At 33.2% G+C, this 17,502-nt stretch carries 14 protein-coding genes and 1 tRNA gene; all 15 read left to right on the plus strand.

Features of this window, described 5'->3' with window-relative positions; translation table 11 throughout:
* Positions 1-113 precede the first annotated feature (113 nt).
* On the plus strand, positions 114-1,178 hold the full coding sequence (gene mraY, locus CIGNP109_RS05230) for a phospho-N-acetylmuramoyl-pentapeptide-transferase (protein WP_086226758.1): 1,065 nt from the start codon (positions 114-116) through the stop codon (positions 1,176-1,178).
* 4 nt (positions 1,179-1,182) lie between these two features.
* Complete coding sequence (gene murD, locus CIGNP109_RS05235) at positions 1,183-2,385, plus strand: UDP-N-acetylmuramoyl-L-alanine--D-glutamate ligase (RefSeq protein WP_086228479.1); 1,203 nt, start codon at positions 1,183-1,185, stop codon at positions 2,383-2,385.
* 73 nt (positions 2,386-2,458) lie between these two features.
* A tRNA-Phe gene (locus CIGNP109_RS05240) sits at positions 2,459-2,534 on the plus strand.
* 357 nt (positions 2,535-2,891) lie between these two features.
* Positions 2,892-6,098, plus strand: coding sequence for an N-6 DNA methylase (locus CIGNP109_RS08815; protein ID WP_086228480.1), 3,207 nt, complete (start codon positions 2,892-2,894; stop codon positions 6,096-6,098).
* 83 nt (positions 6,099-6,181) lie between these two features.
* Positions 6,182-7,276 (plus strand): UDP-N-acetylbacillosamine transaminase, encoded by a 1,095-nt coding sequence (gene pglE, locus CIGNP109_RS05250; protein WP_086228481.1) that lies wholly within the window; start codon positions 6,182-6,184, stop codon positions 7,274-7,276.
* Positions 7,273-9,054 carry a UDP-N-acetylglucosamine 4,6-dehydratase (configuration-retaining) gene (gene pglF / locus CIGNP109_RS05255; protein ID WP_086228482.1) on the plus strand — a complete coding sequence of 594 codons (1,782 nt, stop codon included), beginning with the start codon at positions 7,273-7,275 and terminating at the stop codon, positions 9,052-9,054. The genes pglE and pglF overlap by 4 nt, the downstream gene beginning before the upstream one ends.
* A 1-nt stretch (position 9,055) precedes the next feature.
* The gene (locus tag CIGNP109_RS05260; RefSeq protein WP_086228483.1) at positions 9,056-9,961 is read left to right on the plus strand and encodes a PDC sensor domain-containing protein; all 906 of its coding nucleotides are present in this window, start codon (positions 9,056-9,058) and stop codon (positions 9,959-9,961) included.
* Positions 9,945-10,556 carry an imidazole glycerol phosphate synthase subunit HisH gene (gene hisH / locus CIGNP109_RS05265; RefSeq protein WP_086225109.1) on the plus strand — a complete coding sequence of 204 codons (612 nt, stop codon included), beginning with the start codon at positions 9,945-9,947 and terminating at the stop codon, positions 10,554-10,556. Before CIGNP109_RS05260 ends, hisH begins: the two co-directional genes overlap by 17 nt.
* A complete protein-coding gene (hisA, locus tag CIGNP109_RS05270) occupies positions 10,557-11,267 on the plus strand; it encodes a 1-(5-phosphoribosyl)-5-[(5-phosphoribosylamino)methylideneamino]imidazole-4-carboxamide isomerase (RefSeq protein WP_086226750.1) in 711 nt (236 codons plus the stop codon).
* A gap of 64 nt (positions 11,268-11,331) precedes the next feature.
* The gene (locus tag CIGNP109_RS05275) at positions 11,332-11,697 is read left to right on the plus strand and encodes a chemotaxis response regulator CheY (RefSeq protein ID WP_086225111.1); all 366 of its coding nucleotides are present in this window, start codon (positions 11,332-11,334) and stop codon (positions 11,695-11,697) included.
* Complete coding sequence (locus CIGNP109_RS05280) at positions 11,697-12,509, plus strand: 50S ribosomal protein L11 methyltransferase (protein ID WP_086228484.1); 813 nt, start codon at positions 11,697-11,699, stop codon at positions 12,507-12,509. The genes CIGNP109_RS05275 and CIGNP109_RS05280 overlap by 1 nt, the downstream gene beginning before the upstream one ends.
* The gene (ftsH, locus tag CIGNP109_RS05285; protein ID WP_086225113.1) at positions 12,509-14,431 is read left to right on the plus strand and encodes an ATP-dependent zinc metalloprotease FtsH; all 1,923 of its coding nucleotides are present in this window, start codon (positions 12,509-12,511) and stop codon (positions 14,429-14,431) included. Before CIGNP109_RS05280 ends, ftsH begins: the two co-directional genes overlap by 1 nt.
* Positions 14,424-15,035 (plus strand): phosphatidylserine decarboxylase, encoded by a 612-nt coding sequence (locus CIGNP109_RS05290; RefSeq protein ID WP_086228485.1) that lies wholly within the window; start codon positions 14,424-14,426, stop codon positions 15,033-15,035. Before ftsH ends, CIGNP109_RS05290 begins: the two co-directional genes overlap by 8 nt.
* On the plus strand, positions 15,028-15,759 hold the full coding sequence (pssA, locus tag CIGNP109_RS05295; protein WP_086225115.1) for a CDP-diacylglycerol--serine O-phosphatidyltransferase: 732 nt from the start codon (positions 15,028-15,030) through the stop codon (positions 15,757-15,759). Before CIGNP109_RS05290 ends, pssA begins: the two co-directional genes overlap by 8 nt.
* A gap of 125 nt (positions 15,760-15,884) precedes the next feature.
* On the plus strand, positions 15,885-17,402 hold the full coding sequence (locus tag CIGNP109_RS05300) for a 2-isopropylmalate synthase (RefSeq protein WP_086228486.1): 1,518 nt from the start codon (positions 15,885-15,887) through the stop codon (positions 17,400-17,402).
* Positions 17,403-17,502 lie beyond the last annotated feature (100 nt).

Below are 17,502 nucleotides of genomic sequence, written 5' to 3' on the forward strand. Positions count from 1 at the left end.
GATTTATAAATAATTATAATTTTTTTAAATTTTTAACTAGATTTATCCAAATATTATCAAAAAATTTATATAATTTTGTCTTAAATTTTTTAGTTATCGTCTTAGGATTTTTGGTGTTTTATTATATTTATGAAATTTTTGAATTTAATTTTTTTAGTTATATTAGCGTTCGTGCTGGGATTAGCTTTTTTTTAGCTTTTGTTTTGACTCTATTTTTTATGCCTAAATTTATAGCTTGGGCAAGGATTAAAAATGCTAATCAGCCTATATATGAGCTAGCTCCGCAATCTCATCAGCAAAAAGGTAAAACTCCGACAATGGGCGGTGTTGTTTTTGTTATTTGTGCTGTAGTGGCCACGCTTTTGAGTGCAAATTTAAGCAATGCTTTTGTGCTTATTGGGCTTTTTGTTTTGGGTGGATTTTGTTTGCTTGGTTTTTATGATGATTATAGCAAGATAGTTGGTCGCCAAAATCACGCTGGTTTGCACGCTAGGGTTAAATTTATTTTTCAAATTGTGCTTGGTGTGATAGCTGCTGTGCTTTTATATTTTTTTAGTGGACTTGATTCTTTATTTTATTTTCCATTTTATAAGCATGCGATTTTAGATATATCTATTTTTGCAATGTTATTTTGGGTTTTGGTATTTACTTCAGCATCTAATGCTGTAAATTTAACAGATGGATTAGATGGACTTGCTAGTGTGCCTTCTATTTTTGGATTAGTTAGTCTTGGAATATTTGCTTATTTGATGGGAAATGCAGTTTATAGCTCTTATTTATTGCTACCTAAGGTGGTAAATTTAGGCGAAATTGTGATCTTAGTTACTGCTGTTATTGGGGCGCTTTTTGGGTTTTTATGGTTTAATTGCTATCCGGCTGAGGTTTTTATGGGTGATAGTGGTAGCCTTAGTATCGGTGCATTTATCGGATATATGGGGATTGTTACAAAAAATGAGCTTTTGCTTATAATAATCGGGTTTGTATTTGTGGTTGAGACGCTCTCTGTAATTTTGCAAGTTGGTAGCTTTAAGATTAGAAAAAAGCGTATATTTTTAATGGCACCTTTACACCATCATTTCGAGATGAAAGGATGGAGCGAAAATAAGATTATTGTGCGGTTTTGGATGATAGCTTTGGTGGCAAATTTAATTGCTTTGATAGCTTTAAAATTAAGGTAAAATAATGATAAAATCTCTATTTGGATATGCTAATACAACAAAATCTATCGCCAAAAGTGGCGGCTGGAATATCTATGATGATAAATTTAAAGTAGCTAGTAGTGATGAGTATGGTAATGCTTTGTTACCGATTGATAAATTTGATCCTAATCTTAGTGAATTAGAGATTCCAAGTCCTGGATTTCCGCCATCTCATAAGCTGATAAAATCGGCTAAAAATCTCATAAGCGAGTATGATTATTTTAGAAATTCCACCCCCAAAAGTATCTGGATTAGTGGCACAAATGGCAAGACTACAACGACTAAAATGACTGAGCATTTATTAAGAGATCGTGGTGCTATAATGGGTGGCAATGTGGGTATTCCACTTGGTGAATTAGTAGGTAAAGGGGCTAAAATTTGGATTTTAGAGACTAGCTCTTTTACTATGCATTATACGAAATTTGCAACACCTGATATATATGCGTTACTGCCTATTAGCGATGATCATATAAGCTGGCATGGAAGTGCTAAAGAGTATATAAATGCTAAGTTAAAGCCACTATCAATGATGAAAGAAGGCAGTGTAGCAATTATTCCTAAAGAGTATGAAAAATCAGTAAAATCATATGCTAAGATAATATCTTATGATGATGAGATTGATTTAGCTAATAAATTTAGTATAGATATTGGTAGGATTGATTTTAGGGTTCCATTTTTGATGGATGCGATTATGGCGCTTTGTATTGAGAGCATAATATTTAGTCGTTGTAGCATTGATTTGCTTAATAAATTTATCATTGAGCCTCACAAGCTTGAAGAGTTAAAGGACGCCAAAGGTAGATTATGGGTCAATGATACTAAAGCTACAAATATAGACGCAACTCTTCAAGCCTTAGCCAGATATGAGGGGTCTAAGATTCATATTATATTAGGTGGCGATGATAAGGGTGTGAGTATAGAAAAAGTAGTCGCTACAGCTGCTAAGCAAGGCGCTACAATCTATGCTATTGGCTCAAATTGCGATGATATAGAAAAGATGAGCTATAAATTTGGCGCTAAAGTATTTAATGCTAAAGAGCTTTATAATGCTGTAAATTTGATAGATAAAATGATGGAAAAAGATGATGTTGCTTTGCTTAGTCCAGCGTGTGCTAGTTTAGATCAGTTTAGTTCATATGCACATCGTGGAGATAAATTTAAAGAATTTATAGCAAAAATTATATAAATTCTTAAATTTGAGTAGAATTTTATCTATATTTAAGTTTTAAAAAGGTATAATTACAACTCATTTTTAAGGTGGTTGGATAGCTCAGTCGGTAGAGCAGCAGACTGAAAATCTGCGTGTCGGCAGTTCGATTCTGCCTCTAACCACCATTTTTATTCAATTTACATTTTTATATCATATTTAATTTTTTATCTCTTCTAAAGCCGCTAAGTGATTAATTAAGAAAATGATGCTCGTTAAAGAAAATTCTACAAATATCGCTCAAATCAAGGATTATTAAATGATATCATATGGATATAATAAATTATGCAAAATATGAAAATATGAATAGAAAATAGCCATCAAAACATTTAAAAAAGCTAAGAATAAATATAAAAAATTCAATAAAAAATTAAAAAAGAATAATGAGTTGATTGAATTTTTAATGATTAAAGATAAATGTTGTTATTTTAGTAAATTTAATATATAATTATAGCTTTTAAATTATCATAATTTCAGGAACTAAAATGGCTAAATCCAAAGTTCAATCAGTAGAACCAAATGTTGCAGATTACATTAATTCCCAGTTAAAAAGCTATAAATTAGATTATAAACTCGAACAAGAATCTTTAAATAGTCAAATTGATAACGCATTAAATTTATACTATTCTAAAAATGGCGGCGCAGGTGGTAATCGCCCAGATGCTAAGCTACTAAAGCAAGACCCAAAAAGTCTAAAATATTATCCAGTTTTAATTGAATACAAAGGCTATAAAGATAAGCTAATTAAGCTTGATAAAGATGGTCAAATCGATAACAAAAATACTAAAAATGAGCCAAATTTCAAGAATATTAACGAATATGCGGTTAATGGTGCTGTGCATTATGCTAATGCTATTTTACACCATACTGACTATGATGAGATTATTGCTATTGGCGTTACTGGCTTTAAAGATACATTAAGCGACAAACTTGAGATAAAAATTGGCGTATATTATGTAAGCAAAGCCAACTTAGCTAAAGCTATAAAAGTAGGTGAATATAGCGATTTATCATTTTTAAAAGATGAGAATTTTATCAAATTTACTCAAAAACTAAAAGAGTTAAATCTAACCCCTCAAGAGCTAGAAGCGATAAAAACCAAAAAAGATGAAGAAATTTCTATAGTTTTAACTAAGTTAAATAATGATATTTATAGAGATGAAAAAGGCTTAAGCGAAAATGATAGAGTCTATCTTGTTGTAGCAACGATTATCGCTACTTTAGGTGTTGAGGGCGGTAAGGTTGCACCACTTACAAAAGATAAGCTAATATCATCTGAAGAAAACGGAGAGAGAGATGGCGATAAAATTTTAAGCAAAGTCAAAAATTTTCTCAAAGAAAAATCAATCCCAGAAGATAAACAAGGGCTAATAATTCGCACGCTAGCTAACACTCTAACAGCTGAAAATTTAAATAAGCCAATAAACGGTGAGAGCCAACTAAAGCGTGTATTTTGCAAAATCGTAGATGATTTAGGTGAGTATTATAAAAGTGAGTTAAATATCGATTTTACCGGTAAATTATTCAATGAAATGTATGCTTGGCTAGGCTTTACTCAAGATCAGTTAAATGATGTTGTTTTGACTCCGCCATATGTCGCAACACTCTTAGTTAAACTCGCTAGAGTAAATAAAGATAGCTTTGTTTGGGACTTTGCTACTGGTTCGGCTGGACTTTTGATTGCTGCGATGAACGAAATGATAGAAGATGCTAAAAATCAAATTCAATCCCCAGACTCTCAAAAGCAAAAAATCGCCACAATAAAAGCTGAACAGCTAATGGGCTTGGAAATTTTGCCAAATATTTATATGCTTGCTGTGTTAAATATGATCTTAATGGGCGATGGTAGCTCAAATATTTTAAATAAAGATAGCCTTAGAGATTTTGATGGAGATTATGCCTATGGCACAAAGCAGGGCAAATTCAAAGCTACTGCATTTATTCTAAATCCACCGTATTCAGCTGAGGGTAATGGAATGATATTTGTCCAAAAAGCCCTATCGATGATGGACAACGGCTATGCAGCTATAATTATCCAAAGTTCAGCCGGAAATGGCAAAGCCCAAGCTATCAATAAAGAAATTCTAAAATCTAACACTTTAATAGCTAGTATTAAAATGCCAATTGACCTATTTATCGGTAAATCTAGTGTTCAAACTAATATTTATGTCTTTAAAGTAGGTGAGGCTCATAATGCTAAACATGTGGTTAAATTTATAGATTTTAGCGATGATGGCTACGCAAGAGCAAACCGCAAAAAGGCCAAATCTAGCCTAAATTTACGAGATATTGGTAATGCTAAGGCCAGGTATGCTGAGGTTGTCGATCTAGTGCATTATGGCAAAAATTATCTAAATTTGCTTAGTTCAAATGACTACTTCGAAGGCGTGATAGACCCTAGTAATGGCTCTGACTGGAATCAATCAGCACCGATTGATACAACGCCGACTTTAGAGGATTTTAAAAAAACTGTAAGCGACTATCTAGCGTGGGAAGTTTCAAACATTATAAAAAACAAACAAAGCAACCCAAAGGACTTACCCAGTAGCAAAAGATTAGAAAATATAAAATGGGGCGAGTTTAGAATTGGGGATTTGTTTGAACAATATAGAGGTAAAGAAAAAGCCCCTAATCAATGTAAAGACGGCAATATTCCCTTAATAAATGAAATTAGCACTAATAATGGACTATCAAAATATGCAACGCCTACAAAAGTTTTTAGTAGAAATGCGATTACAATTTCCATAAATTATGCTACAACAGTATTTTATCAATCTATGGATTTTTGTGCATCTGTAAATATTGCAATATTGAAAAATGATAAAATTCTAAATAGAAAAAGAGCATTATTTATAATTTCTCAATTAAGAAAAATTAATCAAAAATATAACTATACTCAAAAAATATCAAAAGATAAAATAAATGATACAAAAATCCAACTCCCAATAAATAAAGATGGTGATATTGATTTTGAATTTATGGAGAGCTTCGTAGCAGAGCTAGAGGCGGAGCGAGTAGCAGAGCTAGAGGCGGAGCGAGTAGCAGAGCTAGAGGCGTATCTTGCCGCCGCGTCACTAAAAGATTACGAATTAACCGCCGCTGAATTATCCGCTCTTTCTAAATTTGAAAATTATAATTGGGGCGAATTTAGAATTGCAGATTATTTTAAAAAAGTAAATTTAAAAAATGCTAAATTTGATAAAAGAAGTGATACAAACAGCGAAAAAACCGAAAAATATAATTTACCGCTAGTTAATGCAAAACATGGCGATAATGGAATTATGTTTTATGGTAGTAGCGATATATTTGATTTTACTGAAATGTCAATATGTATAGTTCAAAATGGTGCAGTTGCGACTGGCGATGTGTATCCGCAACCTCAAAAAACAGGCGTTTTATGGGACGCATATTTGATTAAATGGGAGAATATTGAGAGCAATAACGAAATTTTATTTTATGCTACAACTGCTATACATAAAACAATTAAGCAAAAATTTTCTTATGATTTTAAAGCAACTTGGGAGAGGGTAAAAAAAGAAAAAATTTATTTGCCTACTAATAACGGTGATATTGATTTTGAATTTATGAATAATTTTATCAAAGCGATTAAGAAGCTAGTAATAAAAGATGTAGTTTTATACACTGATAACAAAATCAAAGCTACAAAAAGCATAGTAAGCTCAAATCAATGAATAAATTTAACTTTTTAGCGTTATTAATTCTAAGTTTATTCTAACTTTGATAAAATATGGCCATTAATTAATAGAGGAATATAATGGCTAGAGTTTTTTTAAGCGCACCATATATGGGCGGTAATGAGTTAAAGTATGTCAATGAAGCATTTAAAAGTAATTATATAGCACCACTTGGAGAGTTTGTAGATAGGTTTGAAAATAGTATAAAAGATTATACTAAATCACCAAATGCAGTAGCTCTTAGCTCAGCAACTGCTGGATTGCATTTAGCGCTTAGAGTTTTAAAAATAGGCGATGGCGATGCTGTTTTGGCTTCATCTTTTACATTTGCTGCTAGTGTAAATCCTATAATGTATGAAAGGTGTGAGCCTATATTTATAGATTGTGATGAGAGTTGGAATCTTAGCCCAAAACTCTTAAAAGATGCAATAAATAAAAGCGATAAAAAGCCAAAAGCACTAATTATAACCCACTTATATGGCCAAGCAGCAAAGATGGATGAGATAGTAGAAATTTGTACTGAAAATAATATAGCTATTATAGAAGATGCAGCTGAGGCTTTGGGTGGATTTTATAAAGGCAAAGCACTTGGAAGCATTGGTGATATTGGAGTTTATAGCTTTAATGGAAATAAGATCATAACCACAGGTGGTGGCGGTATGTTAGTTAGCCATGATAAAAACTTAGCTAATAAAGCTAGATATTATAGCACGCAAGCAAGAGAGCCATTGCTACACTATGAGCATTTAGATTATGGGTATAATTATAGACTTAGTAATGTTTTGGGTGCTATTGGAGTAGGGCAGATGGAGGTCTTGCAAAGCAGAGTAGAGAGAAAAAGGCAGATATTTGATATCTATTCAAATTTACTCAAAGATGTGGCTGAGTTTATGCCTGAAATTCCAAATTCTCGTGGTAATAGATGGCTTACTACGCTTTTATTTAAAGAGAAAAATAAGCATTTAAAAGTTATAGAAGCACTAAATAAACACGATATAGAAAGCAGACCACTATGGAAGCCAATGCATCTTCAACCAGTATTTAAAGGTGCTAAATGCGTTGTAGATGGCACGAGTGAGGATTATTTTAGTAGAGGAATGTGCCTTCCAAGTGGTGCTGATATGAGTGATGAATTAGTAGAAAAAGTTGCTAATATCGTTAGGAGTGCGCTGTGATTAGGGCGACTAAGAGGCGTAGAATAGCATTTTTTTTACTATGCGATACTTTGATATTTGCATTTAGTATATATTTTGCTTTTTTACTTAGATTTAGTGGGGATATACCTGAGATATTTATTCCTGGTATGATATATAGTGGAGTAATTTTGATTGTTATCAAGATTGCTATGCTATGGGCTTTTCAAATTTATAGAGTGCCGTGGAGATTTTTTGGATTAAATGAATCTAGAAAAATTTCACTAGCTTGTCTGCTTTGTGCGGGAATATTTTTTGGAATATTTTTATCTTATGAGGAGATCTTTGCTCCTTTTCCAAGAAGTGTTATTATTATAGATGCGCTTATTTCGGCTATTATGGTAGGCAGCTTAAGAATTTCAAAACGAGCTTTAATGGATTTTAAAAAGGCTAAAAATGGCAAACCTTGCGTTATTATAGGCTCTACTTCTAAAACTCTACAAATCCTAAAAGGACTCAAAAGTGGATATGCAAACTATTACGCCGTAGGTATAGTAGATGGTAGAAAAGATCTAGTAGGCACATATTGCGATGGCTATCAAGTAGGTCATAAAGATGAGCTAAAAAGCTATATAGAAGATGGCGTAAAAAGCGCTATAATAGCTCTAAAACTTATGCCAAATGAGCTTAAAGAACTATATGATGAGCTAGATACTTTAGGATTTAAAGATATTAAAATATTTTCTTTAATTGGGCAAAAAAATGAGGGAATTACAGATATTAGCATAGAAGATTTACTAGCTAGAAAACCAAAAGACCTAGATAGTGCAGCTGTTGAGTCATTTATAGGTGGTAAGGTAGTGATGGTTACTGGCGCTGGCGGGACAATAGGTAGCGAGATATGTAAGCAGTGCTTGAAATTTGGTGCTAAAGAGTTAATAATGGTAGAACATAGCGAGTATAATCTATATCAGATTAATGAAGCCACAAACGCTGATGAGCGTAATCGCTTAGTTATGTTAAATATCACTCATATTAATGAATTTGATTTTGTATTTTCTAAATTTCGCCCAGATATAGTGATCCATGCAGCTGCATATAAGCATGTTCCATTATGTGAGTTTAATCCATTAATTGCTGTGCAAAATAATATAATGGGAACTAAAAATGTTATAGATTTAGCCAAAAAATATGAAACTAAAAAGGTAGTGCTAATCTCAACTGATAAAGCTGTAAGGCCGACAAATATCATGGGAGCTACTAAAAGGGTTTGTGAATTATATGCGTTAAATTCAAATACTAGCTCTACTGAGATTGTTGCAGTTAGATTTGGTAATGTGCTAGGAAGTAGTGGTAGTGTTATACCTAAATTTAAAGCCCAAATAGCAGCCAATGAGCCACTTAGTGTAACTCACCCAGATATTACAAGATATTTTATGCTTGTTAGTGAGGCGTGTCAATTGGTTCTTCAAGCAGCTAGTATAGCTAAAGGCGGTGAGCTTTTTGTGCTTAATATGGGTGAGCCAGTTCGTATCGCTGATATGGCTAAAAGAATGCTAAGATTAAGCAATAAAGAGCATCTTGGAATCAAATTTGTAGGTTTGCGTCCGGGTGAGAAGCTGTATGAAGAGCTTTTGATTGATCCAAATGATGTAGCAACTAAATTTGAAAGTATCTTTGTAACCAAAAGCCAACCATATGATATCGATCTATTAAATAGTCAAATTTCTGATCTATTACAAAGTCAAAACGACGCAGAAGTTGAACAAAGATTAAAACTTATCGTGCCTGAGTTTCATCATAATAAAAATAGGAATTAATGTGATTTTTAAAGAGATTGAAGAATTTAGTGAGATACGCTATAAGGCTAGAGCCTATTTATGCCATCTTTTAGATAGAAATATACCAAATAATCTCCCTGGTGTAAATGTTCAAAGCATTAATGATGGTTTTGATAAGATCGCACATGAGGTTGATAGCTTTGATGCGTTTTATATATTAGATAAAAATGGAATTCAACTAGATAATACCATAAGTCTAGATTCTAAAAATATATCTGGTAAGGGAATAAATAGAAGTAATAAGGCGTATTATTATAGATGTGTTCGTGAGAAGCGATGCGTGCTAACTGATCCATATCCATCAAGCCTTACTAATCGCCTTTGTGTTACAGCTTCAATGCCTATATGTAATGATAAACAAGAGTTGCTTTATATAGCATGTGTGGATATTGGGTTAAAAGAGCTTTTGGCTATGATTAGTCCTAGTTCTGTAGATGGAATATTTGGCAAATTTACAAAGCTTATATATTCTGTTTTTTCTATTGCTCTTTTTGCGATCTCATTGGTTTTATTTGTTTATGGTATAAAGAGCTTTGTATTAAAAAGCTTTAATGAGATTAATATTAGTGAGGTTTTTGAATCCACTATTGTGCTTACTTTAGCACTTGCAATATTTGATCTTGTTAAGGCGATATTTGAAGCTGAGGTTTTAGGTCGGCCAAATCACCATCAAAATGGCGGCAGTAGAACAATGGTAAGATTTATAGGGAGTATTATTATAGCTTTAGCTATTGAATCTCTTATGTTGGTATTTAAATTTGCAATTACTGATCCAAGTCAGATATTATACGCTATCTATCTTATCGGTGGGGTAGGGCTTTTGATGGTTGCTTTGAGTTGCTATTTATTTGTTTTAAAAAGGGGTAGTGTTGATAGGGATTATTGATTATGGTGCTGGAAATATAAGAAGCGTTCAAAACGCTCTTGAGTTTGTCGGTGCTAAGAGTGAATTAGTAAGCGATGCAGATAGATTAAAAAGCTATGATAAGTTGCTTTTGCCTGGTGTAGGTGCTTTTGGTAAGGCGATACAAAGATTAAGAGATACAAATTTAGATAATGCAATTTTAGAGTTTATAGCTAGTGGTAAGCCGTTTCTTGGGATCTGTCTTGGGATGCAACTTTTGTTTAAAAAGAGCTATGAATTTGGTGAGCATAGTGGTCTTGGAGTGATTGATGGGAGTATTATTAAATTTGATGAATCTAAATTTGATAAGCCTCTTAAAGTGCCGCATATGGGCTGGAATATGGCTAAATTTACTAAACAAAGCAAAATTGTAGATGGTCTTGGCAAGAGTGCTTATTTGTATTTTGTTCATTCATATCATGCTGTTTGTGATAGTAAATTTGCTTTAGCTTATACTGAGTATGGGTATGATTTTGTCAGTGCTGTAGAATATGAAAATGTCTATGGATTTCAGCCTCATCCTGAAAAATCACATGAGAGCGGACTAAGAATAATTAAAAATTTTATGGAGATATAGATGGAAAAATATATGGCAATAGACTTAAAAGATGGCAAGGCAGTTAGGCTATCTAAAGGTCTTATGGATAGTGCTAAAATTTACTCAAATGAGCCGTGGGAGCTAGCTAAGAGATTTAGCGATGCTGGGGCTAAGTGGTTACATATTGTAGATTTAGATGGAGCATTTGCAGGAGATGCTGTAAATTTAAAAACTATAGAAAAAATTGTAAATGCTACAAATTTAAATATACAAATTGGCGGCGGAGTACGCAATGAAGAGCGTATAAAAAGCTATTTAAACTCAGGAGTTAGTAGGTTGATTTTGGGTTCTGTTGCACTTAAAAATCCTGAGTTTGTAAAAGAGATGGCTAAAAAATACAGAATAGTTGTAGGAATAGATGCTAAAGATGGGTTTGTAGCAGTAGAAGGATGGGCTGAGGTAAGTCAGATAAGAGCTACTGATCTTGCTAAGCTATATGCAGATGCTGGAGTTGAAGCAATAATTGCTACAGATATTAGTAAAGATGGTATGCTGTGTGGGTTAAATTTAGAATTTACATCAAGCATTGCACAAGCTAGTGGTATTGATACGATTGCAAGTGGTGGTGTGGCAAGTTTAGCCGATTTAGAGACTGCAAGTAAAACTAATGGAATATCTGGAGTTATAATTGGCAAAGCTTATTATGAAGGAAAAATAGCACTTAATGATATTTTTAATAACAATTTTTAACTGTTAAAGTATTTTAAAAGTAATTTTAGATAAAATATCGTCTAAAGTTGAGAAAGGATAGTTAGTGAAGTTATTGGTTGTTGATGATAGCTCTACTATGAGAAGAATTATAAAAAATACATTAGAAAGGCTTGGACATAACGAAGTGTTGCAGGCTGAGCATGGTGTAGAGGCTTGGGATATACTTTGCCAAAATCCAGATGTAGGCGTGTTAATTACTGACTGGAATATGCCTGAAATGAATGGTTTAGAGCTAGTTAAAAAGGTTAGGGCTGAGTCTAAGTATGAAAATATGCCTATTATAATGGTAACCACAGAGGGTGGTAAGGCTGAGGTTATTACAGCATTAAAAGCTGGAGTGAATAACTATATTGTTAAGCCTTTTACGCCGCAGGTTCTTAAAGAGAAACTTGAAGACGTTCTTGGATAATGAAAGATAAATATTACGAATTAAAAGTTACATCCCAGCAAATTGAGCCATTAAAAGATCTTGTTTTTGAATTTGGATTTACCTGTATAGAAGAGATCGATAGTGGCTTTATCATTAGGGATGAGCAGAGCTTGGAAGATACCAAGTGGGGACTTGAAGAGTTTGCTAGTCGCTTGGGCTGCAAAATAACTACTGATTTACAAATCAAAGATAATATAGACTGGATTAATGAATATAAAAAAGGCATAGCTCCGGTTGAAGTCGGTGAGTTTTATATTAGGCCAAGTTGGGAAACTCCAAAAGATGGACTAATAGATATTATTATCGATCCAGCATTAGCTTTTGGCTCTGGTCATCACGAGAGTACAAATTCATGTCTAAAGCTAATTTCAAAATATTCTAAAGGATATAAAAATGCTCTAGATGTTGGTTGCGGTAGTGGTATTTTAAGTATTGCTATGGCAAAGTTAGGGCTAAATGTAAGCGCTTGTGATACTGATGAACTAGCTGTTCAAAGCAGTCTTGAAAATGCGCAAAAAAACAATATAGCTATAGATAAAATTTGGACTGGTTCTATAACTAATAGTAATGAGTCTTATGATATTGTAGTAGCAAATATCATTGCTGATGTTATACTATTTCTTGCAAATGACCTAAAATTTAAGATAAAAGTCGGTGGCATAATAATTTTATCTGGAATTCTTACAAAATATAAAAATAGAATTATAAATGCTTTTAGCGAATTTGAGTTGATAGAGAATTTAACTCAAAATGAGTGGGAGAGTTTTGTATTTAAAAATCAAGGAAAATAATGGAAAATAAAAATCAACCAAATAATAATAGTTTTTTTAATAAAAATCCTATTTTAATGTTTGCGATTTTTGCTGTGGTAATGGTGCTGATTTTTCGTAGTATGAGCCCTGATGAGATGGGAATATCTGGTACGAATTCAAAAAATATCAGCTACTCAGAGCTAAAATCCCTAATTAAATCAAAGCAGATAAATGAGGTTGTAATCGGACAAACTACGATAAAAGCTAGTGGAAATGGTCAAGCATATGTAGTAAAAAAAGTTGCTAATGATCAAACTTTAGTTCCACTTTTAGAAGAGAATAACATCAGCTATGGAGCATATAGTGAGAGTAATTGGCTAAGCGATATGCTATTTTCATGGGTTATTCCTGTATTTATTTTCTTTGCAATTTGGATGTTTTTAGCCAGTAGAATGCAAAAAAATATGGGTAGCGGAATCCTTGGTATGGGAAGTAGTAAAAAGTTAATTAATAGCGAAAAGCCAAAAGTTAAATTTGATGATGTAGCTGGCGTAGAAGAGGCTAAAGATGAGGTAAAAGAGATCGTAGATTTCCTTAAAAATCCTGAACGCTATATTCGCTTAGGTGCTAAAATTCCAAAAGGTGTGCTATTAGTAGGCCCTCCAGGCACTGGTAAAACATTACTTGCCAAGGCTGTTGCTGGTGAGGCCGAGGTTCCATTTTTCTCAGTTTCTGGATCAAGTTTTATAGAGATGTTTGTAGGTGTGGGCGCAAGTCGTGTTAGAGATCTATTTGAAAATGCTAAGAAAGAAGCACCTGCTATCGTATTTATAGATGAAATTGATGCTATTGGTAAGAGTAGGGCGGCTGGTTCTATGATGGGTGGTAATGATGAAAGAGAGCAGACTCTAAATCAGCTTTTAGCTGAAATGGATGGATTTGATAGCGATAAAAGTCCTGTAATAGTTCTAGCAGCAACCAACCGCCCAGAGGTTTTAGATGCGGCACTTTTAAGACCAGGTAGATTTGACCGCCAAGTTTTAGTTGATAAACCTGATTTTAAAGGGCGTGTTGATATATTAAAAGTACATAGCAAAGAAGTCAAGCTTTCAAATGATGTAAATATGGATGAGATAGGTCGCTTAACTGCTGGTTTGGCTGGAGCAGATTTGGCTAATATCATTAATGAAGCTGCTCTTTTGGCTGGCCGTTCTAATAAAACTAAAATTGATCAAAAAGATCTAGTTGAAGCAGTTGAGAGAGCAATTGCAGGTTTAGAGAAAAAATCTCGCCGTATAAATCCAAAAGAGAAAAAGATAGTTACATATCATGAGTGCGGACACGCTTTAATAGCTGAAACTACAAAAGGGGCTGATAAGGTTACAAAAGTATCGGTAATACCGCGTGGTATTGCAGCTTTAGGTTATACGCTTAACGCCCCAGAAGAGAATAAATTTTTAATGCAAAAACATGAGTTGATTGCTAAGGTTGATGTATTGCTAGGCGGTAGAGCTGCTGAACAGGTCTTTATCAAAGAGATTAGTACAGGTGCAAGTAACGATCTTGAACGCGCTACTGATATTATAAAAGCAATGGTATCAATGTATGGAATGACTGATGTAGCTGGCCTTATGGTATTAGAAAAACAACGCAATGTATTTTTAAATGGAGGCCAAACTCTAAAAGATTATAGCGATGATATGGCACAAAAACTTGATGAGTTTGTAAAGAGCTTTTTAAATGAGAGATATGAAGCAGTTCTTGCTACGCTTGAGCTTTATCGTGGTGCGATAGAAAAAATGGTAGAATCTTTATATGAAGAAGAGACTATAGAGGGCGATAAAGTTAGGGCGATTATTAAAGAATTTGAAGAAGCAAATGGTTTGCCTACACGCTTAATAGATGTTGAAGATGAGAATTCAGACATTAAAAAAGCAAAAGAGAATCAAGTAGATGAATAATCTAGGAATCATAAGCAGATATGGATATAAATGCATCACTATTTCAGTGGTGCTTTTAATACTATCTTGGATTTTTGATTTTTGGTTTAGTTTTTTTACTATCTTACTTTTAGCTACTTTGTGGGTTTATAGAAACCCTGAAAGACTACCGCAAAGTGAAGATTCTAAAGCTATATTATCTCCTATTGATGGAGTTGTAGAAGATATTAAAAAATGCAATTATAATGGCCGTGGTTATAGTGAAATTTTAATTCGCTCAAGAATTATTGACTGTGGTGTTTTGCGTGCTACTTGTGATATGGAGATATCCGATATTAAAAGGCGTAATGGTCTAAATTTACATAGCAGCGATTCAAACTTAAATTTATTAAATAACCGAGCTACCATAATATCTAAAAATCAAGATATTATACTTCGTATTAGCACTTCAGCACTTACTTCTAAGATTTATTTAGAAAGTATAAATTATGTTAAATCTGGTCGTAGAATAGGCTTTATTAAAGATGGCAAAATCTCTCTTTTGATGCCTTTAAATACGAGAATATCTCTTACTAAAGGTGATAAAGTAAAAGCTTGTAATATTATAGGTTATATAGATGAATAGTAATAATAAATTAATATATATACTTCCAAATTTATTTACAGCAGGTAGTGCATTTACTGGTATTATCAGTATTTTAGCTAGTGCTAATGGCGAATTTGGAAAGGCTATTTTTTATCTTGTAATCTCTCTTGTGCTTGATGGGCTAGATGGTAGAGTAGCAAGATTAACCAAAACCACATCTAAATTTGGTGTTGAATTTGATAGTTTGGCTGATTTAGTTGCTTTTGGTGTAGCTCCAGCTATGTTATTTTATTTTAGTATCGGAAGTGAATTTGGTAGATTTGGTTCACTTATTACGGCTATGTTTGTAGTTTTTGGGGCTATTAGACTAGCTAGATTTAATGTTACAACTAATGAAAATGAACCAAATATGTTTATTGGATTGCCGATTCCTACAGCTGCTATAGTCGCTGGATTTTGGATTGGAATTTATAATAAATATGAAATTTTAATTGGTTTTGAATGGGTATTTATCATTTTAATGGCGGCACTTTCGATACTTATGGTCTCAAATGTACGCTATCCAAGCTTTAAAAAGGTTGATTTTAGTCGTGCTAATTATATTAAAGCTCTCGTAATGCTTGTAATACTATTTTCACTTTTATATTTATATCCTTTAGAATCAGCTACTGCTTTGATTTCTATTTATACTACATATGGTATAATTCGTGCTGTTTGGGCGAGATTTTTTGCCAAAAATATCAAGATAAAGGAACAAAAATGATAGCAAATAGTAAAAAAATTTATATATTTATCTATAAACTTTCTCTCCTTAATCTGCTCTGTAGCTCCTTTTAATAACTCTATGCATAGCATACTATAAAATATATTAAATTTAAGGATAATAAAATGGATAAAAATAAAATTATAATTTTTGATACAACATTAAGAGATGGTGAGCAAAGCCCTGGTGCCTCTATGAATACTGAAGAGAAAATTCAAATTGCTCTTCAATTAGAACGCCTTGGCGTTGATGTTATGGAGGCTGGATTTGCTGCTGCTAGTCCTGGAGATTTTGATGCGATTAATCAAATAGCCAAACAAGTAGAATCCATTAAAGTTACTAGTCTTTCAAGAGCTCTTGAGCGTGATATAAAAGTAGCAGCCGATGCAATCGCTCCAGCAAAAAATAGAAGAATTCACACCTTCATCGCTACTAGTCCAATTCATATGGAACACAAGCTTAAGATGAAGCCTGATGAGGTTATCAAAAGAGCAGTTGAAGCGGTACAATATGCTAAAAGTTTTGTAGATGATGTTGAGTTTAGCTGTGAAGATGCTGGTAGAAGCGATATATCATTTTTAAAAGAGATATGTGATGCAGTGGTAAATGCTGGTGCTAAGACTTTAAATTTACCTGATACTGTAGGTTTTAGATTGCCATATGAGATAGCTGATATGGTTAGAATTATGAGTGAATACATCGGAGATAGAGCTATTATATCAGTTCATAATCACAATGACCTTGGACTTGCAGTAGCAAATACTCTAGCAAGTATTAAGGCTGGAGCAAGACAGGTAGAATGTACTATTAATGGTTTGGGTGAAAGAGCTGGTAATGCAGCTTTAGAAGAGATCGTTATGGCGATCAAAACAAGAAGCGATGAATTTAGTGGATTATATACTGATATCGTTACTAAAGAGATATATGCTACAAGTCGTTTAGTAGCTAGTATTACAGGTATAGAACCACAACCAAATAAAGCAATTGTAGGCAAAAATGCCTTTGCCCACGAGAGTGGTATTCATCAAGATGGTGTGTTAAAATGCGCTCAAACATATGAAATAATCAAAGCTGAAGATATAGGAGCAGAGAAAAATGCTCTAGTTTTAGGTAAGCATAGCGGTCGTCATGCCTTTAAAGATAAGCTAGTAAATTTAGGTTTTGATCTAAATGATGAAGAGGTAAATGAAGCGTTTAGCAAATTTAAATTACTTTGTGATAAGAAAAAAGAGATTTTTGATGATGATATTAGAGCACTTGTAAGTGATGAGATTATCAAAATACCTGAGATTTATACAATCGAAACTTTAAGCACTAGCTCATGTAACTCAGGCCATTCAAGTGCAGCTATTAGTATTAAATTTAATGGTGAGATTATTAGTGATGCAGCTCTTGGCAATGGTACGGCTGATGCGATATTTAAGGTAATTGATAGAATAAGCAAGGTTGCTGGAGAGCTAAAAGATTATAAAGTTTCAGCCGTATCTCAAGGCAAAGATGCTCTTGCTAAGGTTACTGTAAAGGTGGCCTTTGGTTCTAGTGAGCCTCCATTTATAGGTCATGGTTTAGATATAGATACTATGATGGCAAGTGCTAAAGCCTATGTAAGTGCTTTAAATAGCTATTTAAGTATGAAAAAATAGGTTTAAATTTGAATTTGGCTACTCTTTTAGCCAAATTCACTCAAAAATTAAATTTACCCACTAAAATACAACATATTTAACTAAAAAATCCGATATCTAT

This window comes from Campylobacter sp. P0109, from assembly GCF_002138755.1.
Classification (GTDB): domain Bacteria; phylum Campylobacterota; class Campylobacteria; order Campylobacterales; family Campylobacteraceae; genus Campylobacter; species Campylobacter devanensis.

Excerpts from the sequence above, each read along its gene's own strand:
- murD (WP_086228479.1), top strand. The coding sequence starts at position 1,183 with ATGATAAAATCTCTATTTGGATATGCTAATACAACAAAATCTATCGCC.
- CIGNP109_RS08815 (WP_086228480.1), top strand. The coding sequence starts at position 2,892 with ATGGCTAAATCCAAAGTTCAATCAGTAGAACCAAATGTTGCAGATTAC.
- pglE (WP_086228481.1), top strand. The coding sequence starts at position 6,182 with ATGGCTAGAGTTTTTTTAAGCGCACCATATATGGGCGGTAATGAGTTA.
- hisA (WP_086226750.1), top strand. The coding sequence starts at position 10,557 with ATGGAAAAATATATGGCAATAGACTTAAAAGATGGCAAGGCAGTTAGG.
- CIGNP109_RS05280 (WP_086228484.1), top strand. The coding sequence starts at position 11,697 with ATGAAAGATAAATATTACGAATTAAAAGTTACATCCCAGCAAATTGAG.
- ftsH (WP_086225113.1), top strand. The coding sequence starts at position 12,509 with ATGGAAAATAAAAATCAACCAAATAATAATAGTTTTTTTAATAAAAAT.
- CIGNP109_RS05290 (WP_086228485.1), top strand. The coding sequence starts at position 14,424 with ATGAATAATCTAGGAATCATAAGCAGATATGGATATAAATGCATCACT.
- pssA (WP_086225115.1), top strand. The coding sequence starts at position 15,028 with ATGAATAGTAATAATAAATTAATATATATACTTCCAAATTTATTTACA.
- CIGNP109_RS05300 (WP_086228486.1), top strand. The coding sequence starts at position 15,885 with ATGGATAAAAATAAAATTATAATTTTTGATACAACATTAAGAGATGGT.